Origin of the sequence: Microbacterium sufflavum, from assembly GCF_023091155.1 — a bacterium.
GTDB classification, from domain to species: Bacteria; Actinomycetota; Actinomycetes; order Actinomycetales; family Microbacteriaceae; genus Microbacterium; species Microbacterium sufflavum.
The window spans coordinates 783,293-798,750 of sequence record NZ_JAHWXK010000001.1 but is presented as its reverse complement, the minus strand read 5'-3'; the positions used below and the strand labels follow the sequence as shown (position 1 = coordinate 798,750).

Below are 15,458 nucleotides of genomic sequence, written 5' to 3'. Positions count from 1 at the left end.
CATGAGCGCCGACGCGAACCCCGCCGCCCCGTACGCCGACACGGCGGGCCGCGCGGTGCTGGAGACCATCCGTGGCTACGGGGTGACGGCGGTGTTCGGCATCCCCGGCACCCACAACCTGGAGCTGTACCGCCCCCTGGCCGACCTCGGCATCCGCGCCGTCACCAACCGGCACGAGCAGGGCTCCGGCTACGGCGCCGACGGCTGGGCGCAGCAGACCGGGCTCCCCGGCGTCGTGATCACCACGTCGGGCCCCGGGCTGCAGAACGCCCTGAGCGCGATCGGCACCGCGTTCTGCGAGTCGCGTCCGCTGATCGTGCTGTCGCCCGGGGTGCCGCTCGGCGCGGAGTTCGCCGACGTGGGCACCCTGCACGAGACGAAGGACGCCACGGCCATGGTCGGCGCGATCGCGGAGTGGTCGCGCCGGGTGACCACGGCGGCCGAGGGGGTGGAGGCCGTGCACGACGCCTTCCACCTCTTCCGCACCGGTCGCCCGCGCCCCGTGCACATCGAGATCCCGCTCGACGTGCTGGAGGCCCCGGCCGACGTGCCCGCCGCCGCCCGGGCGCCCCGTCCGATGCCCGAGCGCGTGGCCGGTGACCCGGTCGCGCTCGCCGAGGCCGGGCGACTGCTCTCTGCCGCCGAACGTCCGGTGATCGTCGCCGGCGGGGGAGCCGTGGACGCGGTGCATCAGGTGACCGCGATCGCCGAGCGCCTGGGCGCCCCGGTCCTCACCACCCTGAACGGCAAGGGCGTGCTCGACGAGGGCCACCCGCTGTCGCTCGGCTCGAACCTGCGCCTCGCGGCGGCCCGTGCGGTGGCCGAGGCCGCGGACGTGCTGCTCGTGGTCGGCTCGAAGCTCGGGGAGGCGGAGCTGTGGGCCCCGCGCCTCGAGGCCCGCGGAGCCGTGATCCGCATCGACATCTCCCCGGCGCAGCGCGACAAGAACCTCACCGCGACCGTCGGGATCACGGGTGACGCGGCCGCGGTGACCGATGCCCTGCTGCCGCTGCTGCCCGACACGGCCCCGACACCGCGCGACCTGTCGGCCGAACGGGCCGCGATCGAGGACGAGTCCCGCGCCACGGCCCCCGAGACGGTGGCGCTCGCGGAGGTGATCGCCGCGGCACTGCCCGACGACGCGATCGTGGCGGGCGACTCGTCGCAGATCGTGTACATGGCGCTGGGCAGCGTGCTGCGACAGGAGCATCCGCACTCCCTGCTCTACACGCCCACCTATGCCACGCTCGGCTACGGGCTGCCCGCCGCGATCGGCGCCGCGGTCGCGCAGACCGAGCGCCCCGTGGTCACGGTGATCGGCGACGGCGCGCTCATGTTCTGCGTGAACGAGCTCGTCACCGCGGTCGAGCAGCGCCTCGACCTCACGGTCGTGTGCGTCGACAACGGCGGCTACGCCGAGATCCGCCAGAACGAGGTCGACCGCGGCATGACCCCGATCGGCGTGGATCTGGTGCAGCCCGACTGGGCCGCGCTCGCCACCGCGTTCGGCGCGACCGGGCATCGCGTCGAGAGACGCGACGACATCGCCCCGAGCATCCGCGCCGCCATCGCCGCGGGCGGCGTGCAGCTCGTGCACCTGCCGCAGCACGCCCTCTGAGCCCTTCGACACCCCGAACGAACAGGAACGAGAAATGACCGACACCATCGGCCCCGTCGACGCCTCCGTGAACCCGCGGTACTCCGGCATCGCCACCTTCGCCCGCCTGCCCCGCATCGAAGACGTGCCGCGCGCCGACATCGCCGTGGTGGGCATCCCGTTCGACTCCGGTGTGAGCTACCGCCCCGGCACGCGGTTCGGTCCGTCGCACGTGCGGGAGTCGTCGCGTCTGCTGCGCCCGTACAACCCGGCGCAGGACGTGTCGCCCTTCCAGCTCGCGCAGGTCGTCGACGCGGGCGACATCCCCGTGAACCCCTTCGACCTCACCGAGGCCGTGACCGAGGTCGAGCGCGCGGCGACGGCGCTCGGCGAGCAGGTGCAGCGCATCGTGACGATCGGCGGCGACCACACCGTGGCCCTGCCGCTGCTGCGCGCCGTGGCCGCGAAGCACGGGCCGGTCGCGGTGCTGCACTTCGACGCGCACCTCGACACGTGGGACACCTACTTCGGTGCGCCCATCACGCACGGCACGCCCTTCCGCCGCGCGAGCGAGGAGGGGCTGATCGACCTCACCGCCAGCTGCCACGTGGGCACGCGCGGACCCCTCTACTCCAAGCAGGACCTGGAGGACGACGAGCGCCTGGGGTTCTCGATCGTGTCGAGCGAGTACATCGAGGAGCACGGCGTCGAAGCCGCGATCGACCGGATCCTCACGCGCATCGGCGACAAGCCGCTGTACGTGTCGATCGACATCGACGTGCTCGACCCCGCGCACGCCCCCGGCACCGGGACCCCCGAGGCGGGAGGACTCACGAGCCGTGAGCTGCTGCGCATCCTCCGCGCGCTGCGCGACCGTGACATCGTGGGCGCCGACGTCGTGGAGGTGTCGCCCGCCTACGACCACGCGCAGATGACCGGGATCGCCGCGAGCCACGTGGTGTACGAGCTCGTGACGCTGCTGGCCGCCCGCCTGGCCTCCTGACACGACGGGTCAGTACAGCGCCGCGAGCAGGTCGGCGAACAGCTCCTCGGCGTCGCACTCCACGCGGCGCCGCGCGAACCAGTCGCACACGTTCACGCAGTCGCGGTGCAGCAGGTCGAGCCCCTGCGGGTTCGCGATCACGTCCACGATCTGCGGCAGGTCGATCACCCGCACCCGCCCCTGGTGCACGAGCAGGTTGTACGCGGACAGGTCGCCGTGCGCGAAACCCGCCGCGGCGAACACCCGCATGAGGTCGACCACCTGCGCGTAGTGCTCCTGCAGGGTGTCGCGGTCGGCGCGCACCTGCGCGAGGCGCGGGGCTGCGGTGCCGTCGTCATCGCCGAGGAACTCCATGAGCACCTCGGTCCCGCTCACCTGCACGGGGTAGGGCACCGGGGCGCCGAGCTGCCACAGGCGGCACAGCGCCTCGAACTCCGCGAACGACCACTGCGCCGCAGCCACCGCGCGACCGTGCTCCGACTTGCGGGCCAGGGCCCTGGTGTCGCGGGTGTTCCGGGTGCTGCGGCCCTCCGTGTACACGGCGGAGCGGTGGAAGCTCCGGTTCTCCTCGCCGCGGTAGCGCTTCGCCGCCAGCAGCGTGCGCTGCGCGGGGTCGTCGGGAACGGCGCGTTCGAGCAGGAACACGTCGGCCTCCTTGCCCGTCTTGAGGATGCCGAGCTCGGTGTCGAGCGCGCCCGCCGAGGTCACGACCCACGCGGGCCGCGGCTCGGGGCCGCGCTCGGTCGGGGTGGCGGACGGCCAGGTGGTCCAGCGCTGCCCGTCACCGGGTTCGACGTCGGCGAAGGACAGGGAGGTCTCGAGGGAATCGAAGGGGGAGGCGTCGAAGGACGCGGCTTCCGGGGAAGCGGAGGGATCGGTCACGGTGTGGCTCCGGGAAGGGAGGCCGCACGGCGATCAGGAGCGGGCGGCCTCGAGGGGAAGGTGGTCGGCGAAGGGCGCGACGACGACGGTGTTCATCTCATCGCCTCCTTCCGCTCGGGCTTCCCGGGCGACTCCCGGTGCGACGACGAGCCTACGGGGGTGCGCGGGCGCGTGTCCAGGGTCGGACGATCGGTCGGACGCGGCGGACGACCGGTCGGGCGCGGACGCACGGGCGCCGGAAGGGTGGAAGCATGACCACGACTGCCCCCGTCCCCACCGCGGCGCCCACCCGGGCCGACCGCATCCGCTACGGCGGACTCATCGCGCTCATGATCATGGGCTTCCTGCTCGTGACCGCCGAGTTCCTCCCCAACGGCGTCCTCACCGAGATGGCCGAGGGCCTCGGGGTCACCCCGGGTCAGGCGGGGCAGACGGTCACGGTCACGGCGCTGGTGGGACTCGTCGTCGCGCCCACGATCGGGCTGATCTTCCCGCGCCTCGACCGCCGGTCGCTGCTGGTGTGGATGGCGCTCGCCGCGGCCGTGTCGAACCTCGTGGTCGCGATCGCGCCGAACCTGCTGCTCGTGCTCGCCGCCCGGTTCCTGCTGGGCGCGGCGATCAGCGCCTACTGGACCATGTCGATCACGGTCGCCGCACGGCTCGCGGGGCCGGAGCACCTGGGCCGCGGGGTCATGTTCACCTCGGCCGGGGTGTCGCTGGCCACGGTCGCCGGGGTGCCGATCGGCGTGATGCTCAGCGAGGTCGTCGACTGGCGGATGGTGTTCGCGCTCGCCGGCGTGCTGATGGTGGTGCTGGCGGTCGCGCTGCGCTGGGCGCTGCCGTCGGTGCCGGCCGAGCGGGCGTCGAGCCTGCGGCTGCTCGTCGACACGGTCCGCCGCCCCGGTATCGGGCTGGGCATGGTCGGGCACGTCCTCGTGGTGCTCGGGCACTTCCTCGCCTACACGTACGTGCGGCTGGCGCTCGAGCGCATCCCCGACGTCGACGCCTCGACCATCGTGGTGCTGCTGGCGCTGTTCGGCGTCGGCGGTCTCCTCGGCAACATCTCGATCGGGCTGGTGATCGACCGGTCGTTCGCGTTCTTCGCCGTGTTCGCGCCGCTCGTGATCGCCGCCGCGGTCATCTCGATGATCCTCTTCTCCGGGTCGATCATCGGCGTCGGCGTGGTCGTGCTCGTCTGGGGCTTCGTCTTCTCGTCGTGGCTGATCGTGATCAACACGTGGGTCGGGCACCGCATGCCGGATCGCCTGGAGGCGGGCGGCAGCCTCGTGGTCGTCGGGTTCCAGGGGGCGATCACCCTCGCCGCGGGTCTGGGCGGGCTGCTCGTCGACACGCTGAGCGTGGAGCTCGCCTACGTGATCGGCGCGGTGTCGCTGCTCGCGGGTGCGGTGCTGTTCGGCCTGTCGAACCGGCTGAGCACGCGGGGCTGACGGAGCACAGGGCGGCGCCGCCTCCCGCGGTCCCGGTTCACAACTCCGCGGTTTCCCGGCGATGTGTCGCCTGCCCGTAGCCCGAGCAGTCGCATCGCCGCGGATCTGCGGAGTCGTGGGCGGCACGCCATCGAGATCGGGCTGAGACGCGATCGGTCACCGGGACGTCGGCGGCGGGGGTCGGCGCTCAGACCAGGGCGGGAGTGCGGGCGGCGGAACGCCAGGACGACGGGGTCATACCCGTGCGGCGGCGGAACGCGCGACTGAAGCCCTCGTCGGACGCGTAGCCGAGCTCGCGCGACACGTCCGACACGGAGCGCCCGGCGTCGAGCAGGCGCTTGGCCGCGTCGATGCGCACCTCCGTGACGTAGTCGGCGGGGGAGCGGCCGACCGCGACGCGGAACCGCTCGGCGAAGGTGGAGCGCGACATGGCGCCGATGGCCGCGAGGCGCTCGACCGTCCAGTCGCGTCCTGGCTCCTGGTGGATGGCGTCGACCACGCGGTCGAGGAACGGGTCGTTCGACAGCGAGGGCCAGCCCGCGGGTGCGCAGCCGTTGGCGGCCCAGGCGCGGATGACCGACATCAGCACGGTCTTCGCCATCATGCGGCAGATCACGGGGTCGCCCTGCCGGGCGGGGGAGGCCGCGGGGTCGACGAGGCCCATGTTCTCGGCGAGCGCGGCGGCCGCGGGCTCGAGCGCGTCGAATCCGGTGACGGTGAGAAACGGCGGCAGGAGGGCGGGCAGCGGTGAGGTCGCGTCGGCGAACTCGAGGTCGACCACCATGAGCGTGGTGTCGCGGTCGGCTTCCAGCACGAACGCGGTGCGGCCGAGGGTGAGGAACGCGTCACCGGCGACCAGGTGGTCGCGGCGCTCGCGGGTCTCGAGGGTGAGGCGGCGGGAGTCGGGGTCGACGCCGAGGCGGCAGCCATCGCCGAGGGGCGGATGCCCCTGCACGCTGCCGGATGCGAGGTAGACGAGCGTCGTGGGCCCGGCCGGGATCGGGAGCAGCCCTCCGGCGGCGAGCGGGATGCGCCGCGCCACGCCGACCCGAAGCTCCGCGGCGTCGAGCACGTGCGAGAGCGCGTCCGGGTCCACTGTCACCATGCCTTCGGCAACGCCCCTCCCTCGTCCGGTATTCCGGTGGGAACGGCGGGTGCTGCGATTCGGCGCCCGCGGACGGCGCGGATACTCTGGAGGGGTACCCCACCCGAGGAGTCCCGTGTTCCGCACCCCTGGCCGTCTGTACCGTGTCCTGGCGATCGCGGAGGCGATCACCTGGACGATCCTGATCGCCGCGATCATCGCCAGGGCGGTCGGCGCCCCCGGGGTCGTGGTCACGGTCGGCGGCGGCATCCACGGCTTCGTGTTCCTCGCCTATGCCGCCACCGCCGTCCTGGTCGCGCTCAATCAGCGCTGGCACCCGGGCGTCGGCGTACTGGCGGTGGCGAGCGCCGTGATCCCCTACGCCACCATCCCGATGGAGATCTGGCTGCACCGCTCCGATCGGCTGCGCGGCGACTGGCGGCTCGACCCCACCGACGACCCCCGCGACCGCCGCTGGTACGACCGGCTGATGCGCTGGTTCCTCCGCCGCCCGTGGGTGCTCGCGGTGCTGCTGGTCGTGGGCATCGTCGCGCTCTACGTGATCCTGCTGCTGATCGGTCCTCCCGGCGGCAAGTGAGCCGGATCCGGACTGGTTCCGGATCCTCTCCCTCCGGCCCCATGGGGGTCCGGACACTCCGTCGACCCCGGCGATACAAAGTTGAGCCGAGCCATATCAAGTTTGTTTGACACGGTCGTGCGCCGGGAGTACACTTGAGCCATCGCGACTCAGGTTTCCCTGATCGCCGCAGGTTTTCCGAACCACAACAGACTTCCCAACAAAGGAGAGAACACATGGCACGTGCTGTCGGTATCGACCTCGGAACCACCAACTCCGTCGTCAGCGTCCTCGAGGGCGGCGAGCCCAAGGTCATCGCCAATGCCGAAGGCTTCCGCACGACCCCCTCGGTCGTGGCCTTCACCAAGGACGGGGAGGTGCTCGTCGGCGAGACCGCGAAGCGCCAGGCCGTCACCAACGTCGACCGGACCATCGCCTCGGTCAAGCGCCACATGGGCACCGACTGGACCTTCGAGGTCGACGGCAAGAAGTGGACGCCGCAGGAGATCTCCGCGCGCATCCTCCAGAAGCTCAAGCGCGACGCCGAGTCGTACCTGGGCGACACCGTGACCGACGCGGTCATCACCGTCCCCGCGTACTTCAACGACGCCGAGCGCCAGGCCACCAAGGAGGCCGGTGAGATCGCGGGCCTCAACGTGCTCCGCATCATCAACGAGCCGACCGCGGCGGCCCTCGCCTACGGCCTCGACAAGGGTAAGGAAGACGAGCTCATCCTCGTCTTCGACCTCGGTGGCGGAACGTTCGACGTCTCCCTCCTCGAGGTGGGCAAGGACGACGACTTCTCCACCATCCAGGTGCGCGCCACCGCCGGTGACAACCGCCTCGGTGGAGACGACTGGGACCAGCGCCTCGTCGACTACCTGATCAAGCAGTTCAAGGAGACCACGGGCGTCGACGTCTCGGGCGACAAGATCGCGCTGCAGCGCCTCAAGGAGGCCGCGGAGCAGGCCAAGAAGGAACTCTCCAGCTCCACCTCGACCAGCATCAACCTGCCGTACCTGTCGCTGACCGAGTCCGGTCCGGTGTCGCTGAGCGAGACCATCACCCGCGCGAAGTTCGAGGACCTCACGAAGGACCTGCTCGACCGCACCAAGAAGCCGTTCGAGGACGTGATCCGCGAGGCCGGCATCAAGGTGTCCGACATCGACCACATCGTGCTCGTGGGTGGATCGACCCGCATGCCCGCCGTCGCCGAGCTCGTCAAGCGCGAGACCGGCAAGGAGGCCAACAAGGGCGTGAACCCCGACGAGGTCGTCGCCGTCGGTGCCGCACTGCAGGCCGGTGTGCTGAAGGGCGAGCGCAAGGACGTCCTGCTCATCGACGTCACCCCGCTCTCCCTCGGCATCGAGACCAAGGGCGGCATGATGACCAAGCTCATCGAGCGCAACACGGCCATCCCGACCAAGCGCAGCGAGACCTTCACCACGGCCGACGACAACCAGCCGTCCGTCGCGATCCAGGTCTTCCAGGGCGAGCGCGACTTCACGCGCGACAACAAGCCGCTCGGCACGTTCGAGCTGACCGGCATCGCCCCGGCGCCCCGCGGCATCCCGCAGATCGAGGTCACGTTCGACATCGACGCCAACGGCATCGTGCACGTGTCCGCGAAGGACAAGGGCACCGGCACCGAGAAGTCGATCGTCATCTCCGGCGGCTCGTCGCTGTCGAAGGAAGACATCGAGCGCATGGTGCGCGAGGCCGAGGAGCACGCCGCCGAGGACAAGGCGCGCCGTGAGGCCGCCGAGACCCGCAACCAGGCCGAGACCCTGGCGTACTCCATCGAGAAGCTGATCTCCGAGAACGAGGACAAGCTCCCCGACGACGTCAAGACCGAGGTCAAGGGCGATGTCGATGCCCTCAAGACGGCCCTGGCCGGCGACGACGACGAGGCCGTGAAGACCGCGTTCGAGAAGCTCAACCAGTCGCAGTCCAAGCTCGGCGAGGCGATCTACGCCTCCTCGCAGGCGGATGCCGCCGCCGGCGCTTCGGCTGACGGCGAGACCCCGGCCGGTGACGCCCCCTCCTCCGAGGAAGACGTCATCGACGCCGAGGTCGTCGACGACGAGGACGAGAAGAAGTAACCATGACCGACAAGAACTTCGACGAGAACCAGAATCCTGAGTCCGCCGAAGGTCGCAGCGAGGGGTCGGACGCTCAGGCGTCCGGCCCCGCGCCGCAGAACCCGGACTCCCGCGAGGCGCAGGCCGCCGAAGGGTCGGACGAGACGCCGGTCGACGGTGCCCCCGACGACCTGACGGTGAACGACATCCTGGGCGCGACGCAGACCGGCGAGGCCGCGGCGGAAGACGCCGTGCTCGCCGACCTCGAGTCGACGCTGCTGAACGACCTCAAGCGCCTGCAGGCCGAGTACGCCAACTACCGCCGCCGCACCGAGGAACAGCGCCAGATCGAGATCGAGCGCGCCAAGGGCGAGGCCGCCAAGGGCCTCATCCCGGTGCTCGACGACCTGGGCCGCGCCGAACAGCACGGCGACCTGGTGGAGGGCACCCCCTTCGCCGTGATCGCCGACAAGGTGCGCGCCGTGGTGGAGCGTCTCGGAGTCGTGGCCTACGGCGACAAGGGCGAGGAATTCGACCCGCAGCGCCACGAGGCCATCTTCCAGCAGCCGACCCCCGGCGTCGAGAAGGCCACGGTGCTCGAGGTCGTCGAGGTGGGGTACCGCCTGGGCGACGTCGAGCTGCGTCCCGCGAAGGTCGTCGTCGCCGTCCCTGCGGAGTAGGTGATCGATGGCCAGCCAGGATTGGTTCGACAAGGACTTCTACAAGACCCTCGGGGTCACGAAGGACGTCAGCGACGCTGACCTCAAGAAGACGTACCGCAAGCTCGCGCGCAAGTATCACCCCGACTCCAATCAGGGCGATGCGAAGGCCGAGGCCAAGTTCAAGGAGATCAGCGAGGCCTACTCGGTGCTCTCCGACCCCGAGCAGCGCAAGGAGTACGACGAGATCCGCGCCATGGGCTCGGGCGCCCGCTTCACGGCCAGCGGTTCCGGGGCGGGCGGGTTCGAAGACGTCTTCAGCCGGTTCGGACAGCAGGGGCGAGGCCAGAGCGCCGACTTCGAGGACATCTTCGCGATGTTCAACCAGGGGCAGGGCAGCGGCTTCGGCGGCGGCCGGTTCGGTCAGCCGAGCGGCGGGTTCCGCGGCTTCGGCGGACCGCAGCGCGGCGCCGACGTGACCGCCCGCACCACGCTCGACTTCACCACCGCCGTGCAGGGTGAGACCATCACGCTGCAGGGCGAGGACGGCAAGCCGTTCAAGGTGAAGATCCCCGCGGGCGTCGCCGACGGGCAGAAGATCCGGCTGCGCGGCCGGGGTCGTCCGTCGCCGGACGGCGGAGAGAGCGGTGACATCGTGGTGCAGATCACGGTGCGACCGCACCCCGTGTTCACGCGCGACGGCCTCAACCTCCGCGTGGTCGTGCCGGTCACATTCACCGAGGCCACGCTCGGTGCCACCATCGAGGTGCCGACGCTCGGCGGCGACGTGGTCAAGCTGCGCGTCGCCCCTGGCACTCCGTCCGGGCGCGTGCTGCGCGTCAAGGGCCGCGGTGTCGCGACCTCCAAGGGCACGGGCGACCTGCTCGCCGAGCTCCAGGTCGCGGTGCCGACGCACCTCGACGACGCCGCGCGTGAGGCGCTGGAGAAGTTCCAGCAGCTGGAGCCGCAGGAGAACCCGCGGGCGGAGTTGATGGCGAAGGCCCGCCGATGAGTGCGAACGCCGAGGGACGGGGGTGGAGTGCGTGATGGACGCCGACACCCCCGTCTTCGCGATCGCCGCGGCCGCCGAGCTGTCGGGCCTGCACCCGCAGACCCTCCGCCAGTACGACCGCATCGGGCTCGTGGTGCCCGGCCGCACGCCGGGCGGCTCCCGGCGGTATTCGTCGCGGAACATCGAGCAGCTGCGGGAGGTCGCGCAGCTCTCCTCCGAGGGGATGAGCCTGCCCGCGATCGCCAAGCTCCTCGACCTGGAGGACGAGAACCGGATGCTGCGCGGGCGCGTCGTCGCGCTCGAGGCCGCGCTGCGCGCCGAGCGGGAGAACCGCCCGGGCGTGCGGGTGTTCGCGGCCGGCTCGTCCGGCGTGGTCCCGATGCCCGGTGGACGACGGCTGCGTCGCTCGACCGAGCTGGTGCTGTGGCACCCGCGCGGCTCGGCGTGACCTGCGCCCGACACGTTCAGGGGATGGAAAGCCGCTCTTCCTAGCGTGGAGGCAGGGAACCCCCTGGTCCGCGCCGCGCGCGGGTGTCCTGCCACGACGGAAGAACTCCTCATGACGAACACCACTGCCCACCGCCCCGCCCCCTCGCTGGGACTCCTGATCCTCCGGGTCGTCACCGGTGCGATCTTCGCCGCCCACGGCGCCCAGAAGATCTTCGAGTACACGATCCCCGGAACCATCGGCAGCTTCGCCGGCATGGGTGTGCCGTTCGCGGAGATCGCCGCGCCCGTGGTCGCCTTCGTCGAGCTGATCGGCGGCATCCTGCTGATGCTCGGGCTGTTCACCCGCCCGGTCGGCGTGGTGCTCGCGATCGACATGCTGGTCGCGCTCGTGCTCGTGCACCTGCCCGCCGGTCTCTGGGTGGGCGAGGGCGGCTACGAGTTCGTGGCCGTGCTGGGCGCGGCCGCTCTGGCCCTCGCGCTCACCGGTGCCGGGCGCTTCTCGATCGACGGGGCCGTGCTGCGGGGCCGAGCTCCCGCCTGGCTCGCCTGACCGCTCAGCCCTCGCCCCGGTCGACGCCGACCCGCCGCACCAGCACCCACGTGTTTCCGGCGTCGCCCGGCACGTGCCGGAACTCGTCGAGCGCGGCCTGCGACAGCGCCAGGCCGCGCCCGCTCTCGCTGTCCTCGCCCGGCATGGACACGGTGTCCCAGTCGATCGGGGCGGGCGGCGCGGTGTCGCGGATGTAGGCGCGCAGCTCGTCCGCCGAGACACGCACGTCGACGCTGAACACCACGTCGGTGCGCTCGTTGTGCTGCGCGATGTTGGTGGTCACTTCGCTGACGGCCAGCGCGAACAGCACCTGGTCCTCGGCGGGGATCTCCGGACCATCGGCCCAGAGCCGGTCGAGCGCGTCGAGCGCGCTGTCGACCAGGGCGAGCCCGGCGGGCCCGTCGACGTGGAACGCCCGGACCTCAGCGGCCATCGAACGCCGATTCCGGCGTCGGGTAGTCGCGCAGCACGCGATCCAGGTTGGTCAGGTGGAGCACCGTGCGCACGGCCTCCGGCACGGCCGCGATCCGCAGGTCGCCCCCGGCCACGCGGGCGCTCTTGAGCCCGCCGACGAGGGCGCCGAGGCCCGAGGAGTCGACGAACTCGGTGCCGCTGAGGTCGATCGCGATGCGCGGCTGCCCCGCGGCGACGAGGTCGCTCACGGCGTTGCGCAGCAGGGGTGCGCCAGACGCGGTGAGGCGCCCCGTGATGGCGACGACGGCGTAGCCGTCCCTGGTGTCAGTGCTGACGTTCATTCGACTCCTTCTCGAGGATGGCCGCGGCGGGACCGCGGTACCGGGCGGCCTGGATGATGACGCTGAGCACGACGAGGTCGTACAGCACCCAGGCGGTGTTGACGAGGGTGCCCGTGCCGTCGGCCGTGCCGAGGAACACCCGCACCACCCCGATCACGAGCGCGACGGCGAGCACGATCATGGCGGTGAGCTGCGGCCAGATCTCGCCCCACGGCACGCCGCGCGGGTCGCGGCCGTCCTTGCGGGTGACGGCGAACGACAGCGGCCGGCCGAGAACGACGTTCGCGAAGGCCGTCCAGCAGGCACGGATCCACACCGGGAACAGGGCGAGCGAGTACTGCTGGCCGCGCCAGGTCTTCACGCCCTTCGCGACCACGAGGAACAGCGCCTGGTTGATGAGGAAGTACGGCAGGAACCGCGCGAAGAAGTCCACCGACCACGCGGTCACCGGGAGCACCCCGAACACCAGGTAGATCACGGGCGCGGCGAGGTAGACGATCGCCGCGAAGCCCGACAGGTAGCTCCACATCGTGGCGAAGTACATCAGCCGCTGCCCGACCGAGAGGCCGCGCTTGGCGAGCGGGTTGTCGCGCAGCATCACCTGCAACGTGCCCTGTGCCCACCGCAGGCGCTGCGTGAGCATGGTGCGCAGGTCTTCCGGGGCGAGCCCGTGGGCCAGGATCTCGTGGTGGTAGACGCTGCGCCAGCCGAGGGCGTGCAGCTGCATCGCGGTCGCCATGTCTTCCGTGACCGAGATCGTGGCGAGCGGGAGGATCGGCTGCGCCTCGTCGCCGCGGTCGAGCCGCAGCGTGTCAAGCAGTCCGCGCACGGCCTCCACCGCGGTGATGGGCGACAGGTCCGACGCCGCCAGGGCGTCGAGCCCGGCCTCGTCGACCACGACGAGTCCGAGCTCGGCGTCGTGCTGCATCGGCAGCGCGCCGATCTCGGCCAGGTCGGCGCGGATGCCGTCCAGGTCGTGCGCGACCAGGATGCGGGAGGCGTTGTCGACGGCGTCGCCCACGCGTGCCGCCACCTCGGCGACCGACTCCCCGGCGGCGAGGTCTTTCCGGCCGCGCGAGATCGCGATGCGCAGCGCCCCGAGCTCGGTCGCCAGGGCGGGGTCGGTCGCGGCCTCCGCCTCCTTCGCGATCAGGGTCTCGGAGGTCTTGAGCGCCTTCGCGGCCGACTCCGTCACCTCGCGCACGTAGCCGACGATGCCGAGCTGCATGAGCGCCTCACGTCGCAGCACGGCGTTGGAGCCGCAGAAGAACGCGGCGTTCCAGCCGTCCTTGCCCTGCTGGATGGGGCCGTAGAACAGCGGTGCCTGACTGCCGAGCGGGTCGGCCTCGTCGACGTTCACGAACCACTGCGGCGTCTGCACGAGCGCGACCTCGGGGTCGTCGGCGAAGTAGCCGAGCGTGCGGTGCAGGATCAGCGGGTCGGGCACCTGGTCGGCGTCGAGGATGAGCAGGAACTCGCCGTCGGTCTGGAACAGGGCGCTGTTGAGGTTGCCGGCCTTGGCGTGCCGGGGCTTTCCCGTCCAGTCCTCCGAGCGGGTGAGGTAGGCGACACCGGCGGCGCGGGCCTCGGCTTCGAGCTCGGGGCGCGCCCCGTCGTCGAGGATCCACGTCGTGTGCGGGTAGGCGATGCGCTTCGCCGCCCGCGCGGTGGTCATGACGAGCTCGATCGGCTCGTCGTACGTGGTGATGAACACGTCGACCGTGCCCTGCGGCGGCGACACCGGGGCCGGGCGCTCCTTGGCGCGCCACATCGTCAGGCAGAACAGGAACGTGTCGATGAGGCTGTAGGTCTCGGCGATCACGAGCGGCACGGCGATCCACCATGCCGACCAGTTCACCGACTCCAGCCAGCGCCAGGCGACGTAGTTGACGCCGAGCAGCACCGACAGCAGCGCGAGGATGCGGATGGTCGCGAACCGGGCGGTCACGAGTCCCTCCGCACCACCACGACGGTGATGTCGTCGGTGGCGCGCTCGTCCGAGTTCGCCAGCCGCAGCGCCTCCTGCACCGCGCCGTCGGGGCCGAGTGCGGCGAGCACGCGGTCGACGTGTGCGAAGGGGTCGTCCTCGTCGAGCACGTCGAGCAGGCCGTCGCTGCAGCAGATGAAGGTGTCGCCCGCCTCCAGCGTCGTCGTGATCGGCTCCCGCGGGTCGGCGACGCCCATGCCCATGCCCAGCGGCAGGTTGGTGGAGCGCAGCGGGGTCCAGGAGCGGTCGGCGCGGATCACGAACGCGAGACTGTGCCCCGCATCGATCACCTGCAGCTCACCGGTCGAGGGCTGCAGCTCGGCGACCACCGCGGTGACGAACATCGAGGTGTCGGCGAGGTCGTCCTCCAGGAGCCGGTCGACGTCGGCGACGGCCGTGGTGAGCGGACGCTCCGGGGCCGTGCGCAACGACGCGCGCACCGTGGCCGCCACGAGCGCGGGACCGGTGCCCTTGCCCATCGCATCGGCCAGGGTCACGCGCAGGGCGTCGCCGTGCCGCGAGAAGTCGAAGTAGTCGCCGGCGAGCATGCCCCGCGGGGCCGCGCCGGCCGCGATCGTGTAGCCCTCGACCTCGGGCAGTACGCGGGGCCGCAACGCCTGCTGCACGACCGCGGCGTGGTCGATGTCGGCGTCCTGCGCGAGCTCCGTCTGCACCCAGAACGCGAGGTCGCGGAGCAGATCCTGCTGCGAGTCGGTGAGCACGTGCGGCTCGGTGTCGAGCACGCACAGGGTGCCGATGGGCTCTCCGCCCGGGGCGTGCAGCGGGTGCCCGGCGTAGAACCGCAGGTGCGGGTCGCCCGTGACGAACGGGTTCTCGGCGAACAGGTCGGTGGCGCTCGCGTCTTCCACCACCACCGTTCGATCCTGCGACACGGTGTAGTCGCAGAACGAGTCCTCGCGCGGGGCCTCGTTCCCCCCGAGGCCGATCTGCGCCTTGCGCCATTGCCGGTCCCGGTCGATCAGCGAGACGCTGACCATCGGTACCCCGAACATCTCTTTCGCCAGTCGCGCCACCCGGTCCACTCGCTCGTCCGGTGGTGTGTCAAGGATCCCCAGTTCCTCGAGCGCTGCCTGGCGCCGTCGCTCGTCGAACATCGCCCGCCCCTCCTACGGTCACTTCCGGTCATCCTAGGCGGAATATCGGCGGCGTGGTGCGGCCGTCGAAGGCGCGTCCAGGTGAACCACAGGAAACGGTTCTGCGCAAGCCCCGTGGCGAAACGCTTCTCCGGTCCTACTGTCCGATTCAAGGCTCGGACCGCTGACTGCGCCTCCCCCCGTCGCGCAGCACGGGCGGCCCCGATCCGGCATCGCGCGTGCCCCGCAGCCCGGGCACCACGGTCTCTCCGGCGTGCC

At 71.3% G+C, this 15,458-nt stretch carries 15 protein-coding genes; 9 read left to right on the top strand and 6 right to left on the bottom strand.

The window, feature by feature from the left end; translation table 11 throughout:
- The first annotated feature begins 1 nt into the window (after window position 1).
- Together KZC56_RS03990 and speB are read left to right on the top strand one after the other, a co-directional pair.
- Window positions 2-1,618, top strand: coding sequence for a thiamine pyrophosphate-binding protein (locus KZC56_RS03990; protein ID WP_247637927.1), 1,617 nt, complete (start codon window positions 2-4; stop codon window positions 1,616-1,618).
- A gap of 34 nt (window positions 1,619-1,652) precedes the next feature.
- Entirely contained in the window at window positions 1,653-2,600 is a 948-nt protein-coding gene (gene speB, locus KZC56_RS03985) for an agmatinase (RefSeq protein ID WP_136028715.1), read from the top strand.
- A gap of 9 nt (window positions 2,601-2,609) precedes the next feature.
- Here the strand turns inward: speB and KZC56_RS03980 are convergent, their stop codons facing one another.
- Window positions 2,610-3,482, bottom strand: coding sequence for a serine protein kinase RIO (locus KZC56_RS03980; protein ID WP_247637926.1), 873 nt, complete (start codon window positions 3,480-3,482; stop codon window positions 2,610-2,612).
- A gap of 251 nt (window positions 3,483-3,733) precedes the next feature.
- Here KZC56_RS03980 and KZC56_RS03975 point away from each other — a divergent pair, with 251 nt between their 5' ends.
- Window positions 3,734-4,930 carry an MFS transporter gene (locus tag KZC56_RS03975; RefSeq protein WP_247637925.1) on the top strand — a complete coding sequence of 399 codons (1,197 nt, stop codon included), beginning with the start codon at window positions 3,734-3,736 and terminating at the stop codon, window positions 4,928-4,930.
- A 187-nt stretch (window positions 4,931-5,117) separates the two neighbouring features.
- On the opposite strand, the gene KZC56_RS03970 is transcribed toward KZC56_RS03975, so the two are convergent.
- Window positions 5,118-6,035: a helix-turn-helix domain-containing protein gene (locus tag KZC56_RS03970; RefSeq protein WP_247637924.1), complete on the bottom strand. Its 918-nt coding sequence runs from the start codon at window positions 6,033-6,035 to the stop codon at window positions 5,118-5,120.
- A 115-nt stretch (window positions 6,036-6,150) separates the two neighbouring features.
- Here KZC56_RS03970 and KZC56_RS03965 point away from each other — a divergent pair, with 115 nt between their 5' ends.
- From KZC56_RS03965 to KZC56_RS03940, 6 genes are all read left to right on the top strand, one after another.
- Window positions 6,151-6,612 carry a DUF3817 domain-containing protein gene (locus KZC56_RS03965; RefSeq protein ID WP_247637923.1) on the top strand — a complete coding sequence of 154 codons (462 nt, stop codon included), beginning with the start codon at window positions 6,151-6,153 and terminating at the stop codon, window positions 6,610-6,612.
- A gap of 215 nt (window positions 6,613-6,827) precedes the next feature.
- Window positions 6,828-8,693 (top strand): molecular chaperone DnaK, encoded by a 1,866-nt coding sequence (gene dnaK / locus KZC56_RS03960; protein ID WP_247637922.1) that lies wholly within the window; start codon window positions 6,828-6,830, stop codon window positions 8,691-8,693.
- A gap of 2 nt (window positions 8,694-8,695) precedes the next feature.
- The gene (locus KZC56_RS03955; protein ID WP_247637921.1) at window positions 8,696-9,352 is read left to right on the top strand and encodes a nucleotide exchange factor GrpE; all 657 of its coding nucleotides are present in this window, start codon (window positions 8,696-8,698) and stop codon (window positions 9,350-9,352) included.
- Window positions 9,353-9,359: 7 nt separating this feature from the next.
- A complete protein-coding gene (locus KZC56_RS03950) occupies window positions 9,360-10,343 on the top strand; it encodes a DnaJ C-terminal domain-containing protein (protein ID WP_136028705.1) in 984 nt (327 codons plus the stop codon).
- 34 nt (window positions 10,344-10,377) lie between these two features.
- Window positions 10,378-10,791 carry a heat shock protein transcriptional repressor HspR gene (locus tag KZC56_RS03945; protein ID WP_136028704.1) on the top strand — a complete coding sequence of 138 codons (414 nt, stop codon included), beginning with the start codon at window positions 10,378-10,380 and terminating at the stop codon, window positions 10,789-10,791.
- Between the two features lie 111 nt (window positions 10,792-10,902).
- Window positions 10,903-11,343, top strand: coding sequence for a DoxX family protein (locus KZC56_RS03940; protein WP_136035959.1), 441 nt, complete (start codon window positions 10,903-10,905; stop codon window positions 11,341-11,343).
- A gap of 4 nt (window positions 11,344-11,347) precedes the next feature.
- Here KZC56_RS03940 and KZC56_RS03935 read toward each other — a convergent pair whose 3' ends face one another.
- Genes KZC56_RS03935 through KZC56_RS03920 form a run of 4 tightly spaced genes read right to left on the bottom strand, consistent with a single transcriptional unit; the run spans window position 11,348 to window position 15,200 of the window.
- Window positions 11,348-11,776 carry an ATP-binding protein gene (locus KZC56_RS03935; RefSeq protein ID WP_136028702.1) on the bottom strand — a complete coding sequence of 143 codons (429 nt, stop codon included), beginning with the start codon at window positions 11,774-11,776 and terminating at the stop codon, window positions 11,348-11,350.
- A complete protein-coding gene (locus KZC56_RS03930) occupies window positions 11,766-12,098 on the bottom strand; it encodes an STAS domain-containing protein (RefSeq protein WP_025102664.1) in 333 nt (110 codons plus the stop codon). The genes KZC56_RS03935 and KZC56_RS03930 overlap by 11 nt, the downstream gene beginning before the upstream one ends.
- A complete protein-coding gene (locus tag KZC56_RS03925; RefSeq protein ID WP_206252372.1) occupies window positions 12,082-14,046 on the bottom strand; it encodes a glycosyltransferase family 2 protein in 1,965 nt (654 codons plus the stop codon). The genes KZC56_RS03930 and KZC56_RS03925 overlap by 17 nt, the downstream gene beginning before the upstream one ends.
- Window positions 14,043-15,200, bottom strand: a complete 1,158-nt coding sequence (locus KZC56_RS03920; protein ID WP_136028700.1) for a PP2C family protein-serine/threonine phosphatase — start codon at window positions 15,198-15,200, stop codon at window positions 14,043-14,045. The genes KZC56_RS03925 and KZC56_RS03920 overlap by 4 nt, the downstream gene beginning before the upstream one ends.
- Between the last annotated feature and the right edge of the window lie 258 nt (window positions 15,201-15,458).

Excerpts from the sequence above, each read along its gene's own strand:
- KZC56_RS03975 (WP_247637925.1), top strand. The coding sequence starts at position 3,734 with ATGACCACGACTGCCCCCGTCCCCACCGCGGCGCCCACCCGGGCCGAC.
- KZC56_RS03950 (WP_136028705.1), top strand. The coding sequence starts at position 9,360 with ATGGCCAGCCAGGATTGGTTCGACAAGGACTTCTACAAGACCCTCGGG.
- KZC56_RS03970 (WP_247637924.1), bottom strand. The coding sequence starts at position 6,035 with ATGGTGACAGTGGACCCGGACGCGCTCTCGCACGTGCTCGACGCCGCG.
- speB (WP_136028715.1), top strand. The coding sequence starts at position 1,653 with ATGACCGACACCATCGGCCCCGTCGACGCCTCCGTGAACCCGCGGTAC.
- KZC56_RS03955 (WP_247637921.1), top strand. The coding sequence starts at position 8,696 with ATGACCGACAAGAACTTCGACGAGAACCAGAATCCTGAGTCCGCCGAA.
- KZC56_RS03920 (WP_136028700.1), bottom strand. The coding sequence starts at position 15,200 with ATGTTCGACGAGCGACGGCGCCAGGCAGCGCTCGAGGAACTGGGGATC.
- KZC56_RS03930 (WP_025102664.1), bottom strand. The coding sequence starts at position 12,098 with ATGAACGTCAGCACTGACACCAGGGACGGCTACGCCGTCGTCGCCATC.
- KZC56_RS03945 (WP_136028704.1), top strand. The coding sequence starts at position 10,378 with ATGGACGCCGACACCCCCGTCTTCGCGATCGCCGCGGCCGCCGAGCTG.
- KZC56_RS03990 (WP_247637927.1), top strand. The coding sequence starts at position 2 with ATGAGCGCCGACGCGAACCCCGCCGCCCCGTACGCCGACACGGCGGGC.
- KZC56_RS03940 (WP_136035959.1), top strand. The coding sequence starts at position 10,903 with ATGACGAACACCACTGCCCACCGCCCCGCCCCCTCGCTGGGACTCCTG.
- KZC56_RS03935 (WP_136028702.1), bottom strand. The coding sequence starts at position 11,776 with ATGGCCGCTGAGGTCCGGGCGTTCCACGTCGACGGGCCCGCCGGGCTC.
- dnaK (WP_247637922.1), top strand. The coding sequence starts at position 6,828 with ATGGCACGTGCTGTCGGTATCGACCTCGGAACCACCAACTCCGTCGTC.